The organism is Nonomuraea sp. SBT364, assembly GCF_001083785.1.
GTDB lineage: Bacteria > Actinomycetota > Actinomycetes > Streptosporangiales > Streptosporangiaceae > Nonomuraea.
The window spans coordinates 1-6,497 of the sequence record NZ_LAVL01000276.1; the positions used below are offsets into that span (position 1 = coordinate 1).

A 6,497-nucleotide genomic window follows, 5' to 3' on the forward strand; every position below is an offset into this window, starting at 1 on the left:
GGCGGGGACGCGCTCGATCCGGGGGCCGCTGCCCGGCAGCGCGACGGCGCGGACCAGGGCTCCCTCCAGCCGCAGCTCCCGCGCGGCGTGCGAGCGGACCTCGCGCGGCGCCGACGCGTCCAGCAGCAGCTCCGTCAACGCCGGATCGTCACGCGGCGACGGCGCCGGCCCCCGTCCGCGCGTCCGGTCCAGCACGTCACGGGCGGCGGCCGCGGCTCGCTCCAGCACCACCGCCCCCACCGGGCCCGGCGGTCCGGCGCACTCCAGCCACACCCCGGCCGGCGGATCACCGGCGGACGACGTCAGCGGCCCGAAGGGCCAAGCCGGATCGGGGGTGTCGTCGAGGTCGTCACGACGGCCGTCCGGCAGCACCCGGACCCGGACCCGCCGTGCCACGTCGACCAGCCGGGCCGGGCAGCCCGCGAGCACCGCGGCGCCCCGGACGATCGCCTCCAGCCCGGCCCGCGACTCGGCGAGCCGGTCGAAGTAGGCGATGGCGCGGACGGCGGCGCCGGCGTCCGGATCGAGCGCCGACAGCCGCCCGACGAGGTCCTTCATCCGGCCATCCTGCCCCAGCGCCAGGCCACCGCGACAGAGGTCAGCCCGCCAGCAGCCGCCGCAGCCAGCGCAGCCGCGCCTCCCTCGCCTCCTGTGACAGCACCGCCTGCGGCGCCATCAGGTCGAACCCGTGGAACCCGCCCGGCCATACGTGCAGCTCCGCCTGCCCGCCCGCCTGCCACAGGCGCGAGGCGTAGGCCACGTCCTCGTCCCGGAACGTCTCGGCGGACCCGACGTCGATGAACGCCGGCGGCAGCCCGGACAGGTCCGTGGCCCGGGCCGGAGCCGCGTACGGGGACACGTCGGGCCCGCCGCGCGCCTCGCCGAGCAGGGCCGTCCAGCCGGTCTCGTTCGAGGTGCGGTCCCACACGCCCAGGCCCGCCATCTGCACCGCTGACGTCGTGTCGTTGCGGTCGTCCAGCATCGAGCACATCAGCAGCTGCCCCACCAGCGCGGGCCCGCCCCGGTCGCGGGCCATCAGGGCCAGCGCCGCCGCCAGCCCGCCGCCCGCGCTGCTCCCCGCCACGAGCAGGCGCGCGGCGTCGGCGCCCAGTTCGGCGGCGTGCTCGGCGGTCCACACCAGGCCCGCGTAGCAGTCCTCCACCGGCGCGGGATGCGGATGCTCGGGCGCGAGCCGGTAGTCCACCGACACCAGCACCAGGCCAAGTTCCAGCGCGAAGTCGAGCAGCTCGTCGATCCCGGCGCGGGCGTCGCCGAACATCATGCCGCCGCCGTGCATGTAGTAGACCACGGGCAGCGGCGTGGCCGCGCCGGACGGACGGCACACCAGCAGCGGTACGTCACCGTCCGGGCCGGGCGCCACGTGCTCGCTGATGGTGAGCGCGCCGTCGCGGGCCAGCTCCTCGTTGGTCGCCGCCGGCAGGACCGTCCGGGCGTCGCGCAGGGCGTCCAGCGTCTCCAGAGTGATCGTCGGCTGCACGTACTGGGTCAGCACGGCCAGCGCCGCGGCCAGCTCCGGATCGAACGGCACTGGGAGTGTGGTCACAGAAGTCTCCGAACTTTCGATGGCTTTACGGCTGTCGTGCCATCGTGCGTCACGCGCGGCCCGGCGGGCGAGCGTCACGTGGAGGGACTTTCCCGCCACTTGGCGGGGCCGTCGCTCCCCGCTGCCCAGCGGTCACCCACCAGGATCACCAGAACGCGTCCGGGAGACCGGCGCGGCCGCCTCCAGGGTGCGTCCCTCGGTCATGCGGCCTTCGCCCCGTCCGCCGGGCAGGGCTACATGACCGACGGCCTCACCGTCACCCTCCGGCACGCCTTCACCGGCCTGCGGCTCCACCGGCTGGGCTTCCGGTACGAAGGTTGTCGCCCGCCTGCCTCTACATCGACGGGGCCTGGCGCGCCCCTGAGCGCTGGTCCATCACCGCACCGGCCCCTGGAAACCCGCCCCCTCCCTGCCAGAGGGTGCTCGTCAACAGCGGCCGGCTGAGGGGCAGCCAAGGACGAAACGGAAGCCTCACCGCCCGCGACGGACGGCGGAGCAGCGTCCCGCGCCGGCGCAGTCTAGGCGGTACTCCTCCAAGCGGTCGGCCACCTCGTTGGCGCGGCCGAGCATCGGGCAGTGGTCGCCGGGCATCACGTCCGGCTCGACGCCCAGCCGGTCGCGGGTGACGCGGCGCATGAACTCCAACGGGAAGAAGCGGTCGTCGCGTGCCAGCAGGACCTTGGTGGGCACGTCCGGCCACGCCTTCAGCGGCCACGGCAGCGCGAACGGGGTGCCCGACTGGTCGCGCTGCTTGGTGAGGAACTCGGTCGCGATTGCGTGTGGCGTGTCGTGCAGCACGACGACCATCGGGTCGTCGGCCGCTTCGGGGCTCAGGCCGTTCCGCTCGTCTGCTTCGCTCCTGGCCTCGGCATAACCGGTGCTGCCCCACCAGTCGCCCGGCGTCTCGCCCGGCAACGGGATCTGGGCCTGGAGCATGACGAGCAGGTCGGCCGCGAGTCGTTCGCACACGAGCGGCGCGGTGAAGCCGCCGAACGAGTGCGCGACCACGACGACGTCACCGCGGTCGCCCACGGCGTCGACGACGGTGTCAGCGTACTCCGCCAGCCCGGCGGAGTCGTCGTCCGAAGGCAGGTCGACCGCCACCACGTCGTGTCCGCGCGCGCGAAGTTCGGCTTCCAGCAGGTGCCAGCACCAGGAATCGACCGCGGCGGCATGGATCAGGACATAGGTGGCCATGGTCGGAGGACCTCCGGGGTGGTGGGTCAGTTCGGCCTCCTGCCCAGCGGCATGAGGTCGAGGTAGTTGTACGTAGTGATTTCGTCCCGCGCGACGACATCGGGAGGGGGCATCAGCGTTCTGTCCGGGCCCTCGTTGTCGATCCGGTCCGGGTCCCATCGGGGCGCAGCGGAGACGTCGCTCCCTGCTCCGGCACGATGCGGCCGGGTCGTCACGTCGCGCGGCCGGCCCCTTCGGGCGCCTCGGTGTCCTGGGGAACGGCGGCATCCTCGTCAACGGGCTCCTCGGCGGCGACCTCGACCGCGCCGGTCGGTGGAACGTGCCGCAGCGTGGTGACCGCGAGGAGCGCGAGACCGGTGAGGAGGGCCGCGCTGACGACGGCGACGACGTTCAGCCCGCTGGTGAACGCGTCGCGGGCGTGCGTCAGCAGCACGGCGGCCTGGTCGGCGGGAAGCCGGCCGGCGACCTCCGCCGCGCCGACGACGCCCCGCTGAGCGGCCTCGGACACCTCGGCGGGAGTGGCCGCGCTGACCGTGCCGGCGAACTGGGCGCCGTAGACGGCGGTGGCGATGCTGCCCATGACCGCGGCGCCGAGCGCCATGCCGAGTTCGCCGCTGGTCTCCGACATCGACGCGGCCGATCCCGCCTTCCTCGGCGGCGCAGAGCCCAGGACGAGGTTGGTGGTCAACGCCGCCTGCGGCCCGGAGCCCGCGCTGGCGATGGACACGCCGACCACGACGATCACCAGGCCGCCCAAGTTGCCTGCCTGCGTGAGCATGAGGTAGCCGAGGGCGGCGACGATGAGTCCCACCGCGATGACGTTGGCCGGCCGGAACCGCCGCGCGAACGCCGGCGCCGTCATGGCGGCGATGACCATCGCGAAGCCGGAGGGCACCATCAGCAGACCCGCCTGCAACGGCGAGAGCCCCGCCACCGTCTGAAGGTACAGGTTGACCACAAGGATGGTGCCGCCGCCGATCGCGGCGCCGAACAGCATGACGACCAGGGCGCCGGTGAAGGACTTGCCGGCGAACAGGCGCAGGTCCATCAGCGGTTCGGCCAGGCTCCGCTGCCGGATCACGAACACCACGCCGAGCACCAGGCCGGCAACGACGGCGCCGACCGGCACCCCGCCCCAGCCGTCCTTGGCGAGTTCCTTGATGCCGTACACGACCGGCAGGATGACGCCCAGGGACAGCGCCACGCTGAGCGGGTCGAGCTTGCCCGCCTCCGGGTTCTTGAACTCGGGCAGGAACATCGGGCCCAGCACGAGCAGCAGCCCCATCACCGGCACCGCCAGCAGGAACACCGAACCCCACCAGAAGAACTCCAGCATGACGCCGCCGACGACCGGGCCGAGTGCCATGCCGCCCATGAAGCAGCTGACCCAGATGCCGATGGCGGTCCCCATCTGCCTGGGGTCGCGGAACATGTTGCTGATCAGTGCCAGCGTCGACGGGCTCAGAGTGGCGCCGGCGATGCCCATCAGCGCCCGGGACGCGATCAGCATCTCCGTACTGGTCGAGAAGGCGGCCATCACCGACGCGAGGCCGAAGGCGACGGCGCCGGCCATCAGCACCTTGCGGCGGCCGATGCGGTCACCGAGCGTGCCCATGGTGATGAGGAATCCGGCGATCATGAAGCCGTAGATGTCGATGATCCACAGCTGCTCGACGCTGCCGGCGCTCAGGTCGGCGCTCAGCTGTGGCAGCGCCAGGTTCAGCACGCTCAGGTCGACGGACAGGAGGAGGGTGGGCAGGGCCAGCACCGCCAGCCCGATCCACTCCCTCCTGCCGGCGCGGGGCGGTGCCTCGGCGGATGTCATGGTCTCGGTCCTCTCGTCGTCGGGGCGGCCCCACGCCCGGGGCCGCACCTGTTGTGACGGGAGGTCGGCGGAAAACTGATCGGTCGCCGTGGGCGATCGGGGTCCCGGCGGGAGACCGCGACCAGCACCACCGGCTCGTCCCGCGTGTTGCGCAGGGCGCGCACCGGCAGGCCGTCCAACCACAGAACGTCACCGGTCTCGCAGACCCGGCCGCCGCCGGCGGAGTACACCAGTTCGATCACGCCGTGCTCCACGAGCACGATGGCGTCACGCCACTCGGCACTGTCGTAGGCGTGCACGCCGCCGGGAGCCACCACGACGACGTGGAGCTCGAATGCGGCCGGCAGCCTCCGGCCTAGGAAGGAGATCGGTTCCCCCTCGTCGCCCATCAGAGTGTCGGGGGCAGACCGAACGCGGGGAACAACCGTGGAGCGAATGACGTGACCTCCACCACCGCTCCAGCCTCGATGCGGAGTACGTCCAGGCCCAGCGGCACGTAGTCCCCGCCGCCGCCCGCCCGGACGTAGGCCGCGACCGCAGGCTGCCTGTTGGCCGAGGTGACCAGGTGCTTCAGGCTGCCCAGGGCGTCGGGCCCGACGAGGCTGGGCGCCCAGGTCGCGATGATCGCCTCCCGGCCCTCGAACCAGGCGGGCTCCGGCGGCATCGTGAACCGCGCGTCCTCGCGCAGGAGGGCGGCGAGCCCGTTCAGGTCGGCGCGCTCGGTGGCGTCCATGTAGCGGTGCAGCACCGCGCGTTCCTCCTCGCTCGGGTCGCTGGTCGGCGCCCACTCCAGCCTGCGCTCCGGCAGGTGCTGCTTCAGCGTCGCCCTCGCCCGCTGGAGCGCGCTGTTCACCGAGGCCACACTGCTCTCAAGCAGCGCCGCGGTCTCGCTCGCGGGCCAGCCGAGCACGTCGCGCAGGATCAGCACGGCCCGCTGGCGAGGTGGCAGGTGCTGGATGGCGGCCAGATACGCCAGCTCGATGGTCTCCCTCGCGACCACCTCGGAGTCCGGCTCGGCGTCGACCGGGGCCACCAGGTCCAGCAGCCGGTCCGGGTACGGCTGCAACCAGGGGATCTCCGCCTGGGGCAGCGCGGCGCCGATCGGCCGGGCCACGTGCGCGGGTTCGGGGTTGCGGGGATGGCGCGGGTGGCTGTCGAGGAAGTCCAGGCACGCGTTCGTCGCGATGCGGTACAGCCAGGCCCGGAACGTGGAGCGGCCCTGAAAGCTCTCGCGCTTGCGCCACGCGCGCAGGAACGTCTCCTGCACGAGGTCCTCGGAGTCCTCGAACGAGCCGAGCATTCGGTAGCAGTGCACCTGCAGCTCCCGGCGATGCGCCTCGACGGCCCGGGTGAACGCCGCCTCGTCCCCCGCTTCCACGGCGACGGCCGCGTCGCCCGCCACCCGGCCCGGCTTGGTTCCGCCCGTGTGCACGATGGGTCCTCCGCCCTCCTGCTGACAGTCCACAACTGTTAGACGGTCGCGGGGGCGACAACTCATCGTTCGCCCGGACTGCGCACCTTCACCGAGGCCCGCGAGCACTCTGCAGCTGGCCGTCATCGGCATCGATCGCAAGACGCACCCGGGTACGCGCGCGCCGCCGGTCAGCGTGGCCGGGCCCCTCGCCGTCTGAGCCACGCCTGCAGGACACGTCGCAGATCGACGCGCCGACTTCACCGGCAGCCCCAACACCCCGGCCGGCCGGGAACGCCCGGTCTCCGCCGTCCAACACGGCCGCCAAGTGGCTGGTGGCGGGCGCTGCCGTGGTCGTCATCGCTCCGTAAGAAGTGACACGGCGATGCGCTTTTAGGGTGGCCGGCATGAGCAACCTGCGAAGCGCGGCCGGGGCGATGGCGATGCTCGCCCTGCTGGCCGCCGCTTGCGGCACTGCGGCTGTCTCTTATTCCCATCTG

General features: G+C 72.8%; 5 protein-coding genes and 1 pseudogene. All 6 read right to left on the minus strand.

Features of this window, described 5'->3' with window-relative positions:
- Positions 1–558 (minus strand): annotated as a pseudogene (locus ADY59_RS46005) (helix-turn-helix domain-containing protein); the annotation flags it as partial.
- A 40-nt stretch (positions 559–598) separates the two neighbouring features.
- Positions 599–1,564, minus strand: coding sequence for an alpha/beta hydrolase (locus ADY59_RS46010; protein WP_053175815.1), 966 nt, complete (start codon positions 1,562–1,564; stop codon positions 599–601).
- Positions 1,565–2,035: 471 nt separating this feature from the next.
- Positions 2,036–2,761, minus strand: a complete 726-nt coding sequence (locus ADY59_RS46015) for an alpha/beta hydrolase (RefSeq protein ID WP_049577282.1) — start codon at positions 2,759–2,761, stop codon at positions 2,036–2,038.
- 211 nt (positions 2,762–2,972) lie between these two features.
- Positions 2,973–4,586, minus strand: coding sequence for an MFS transporter (locus ADY59_RS46025; RefSeq protein ID WP_049577291.1), 1,614 nt, complete (start codon positions 4,584–4,586; stop codon positions 2,973–2,975).
- On the minus strand, positions 4,583–4,975 hold the full coding sequence (locus ADY59_RS46030; protein WP_049577287.1) for a hypothetical protein: 393 nt from the start codon (positions 4,973–4,975) through the stop codon (positions 4,583–4,585). Before ADY59_RS46030 ends, ADY59_RS46025 begins: the two co-directional genes overlap by 4 nt.
- A complete protein-coding gene (locus tag ADY59_RS46035) occupies positions 4,975–6,018 on the minus strand; it encodes a sigma-70 family RNA polymerase sigma factor (protein ID WP_231619220.1) in 1,044 nt (347 codons plus the stop codon). The genes ADY59_RS46030 and ADY59_RS46035 overlap by 1 nt, the downstream gene beginning before the upstream one ends.
- Between the last annotated feature and the right edge of the window lie 479 nt (positions 6,019–6,497).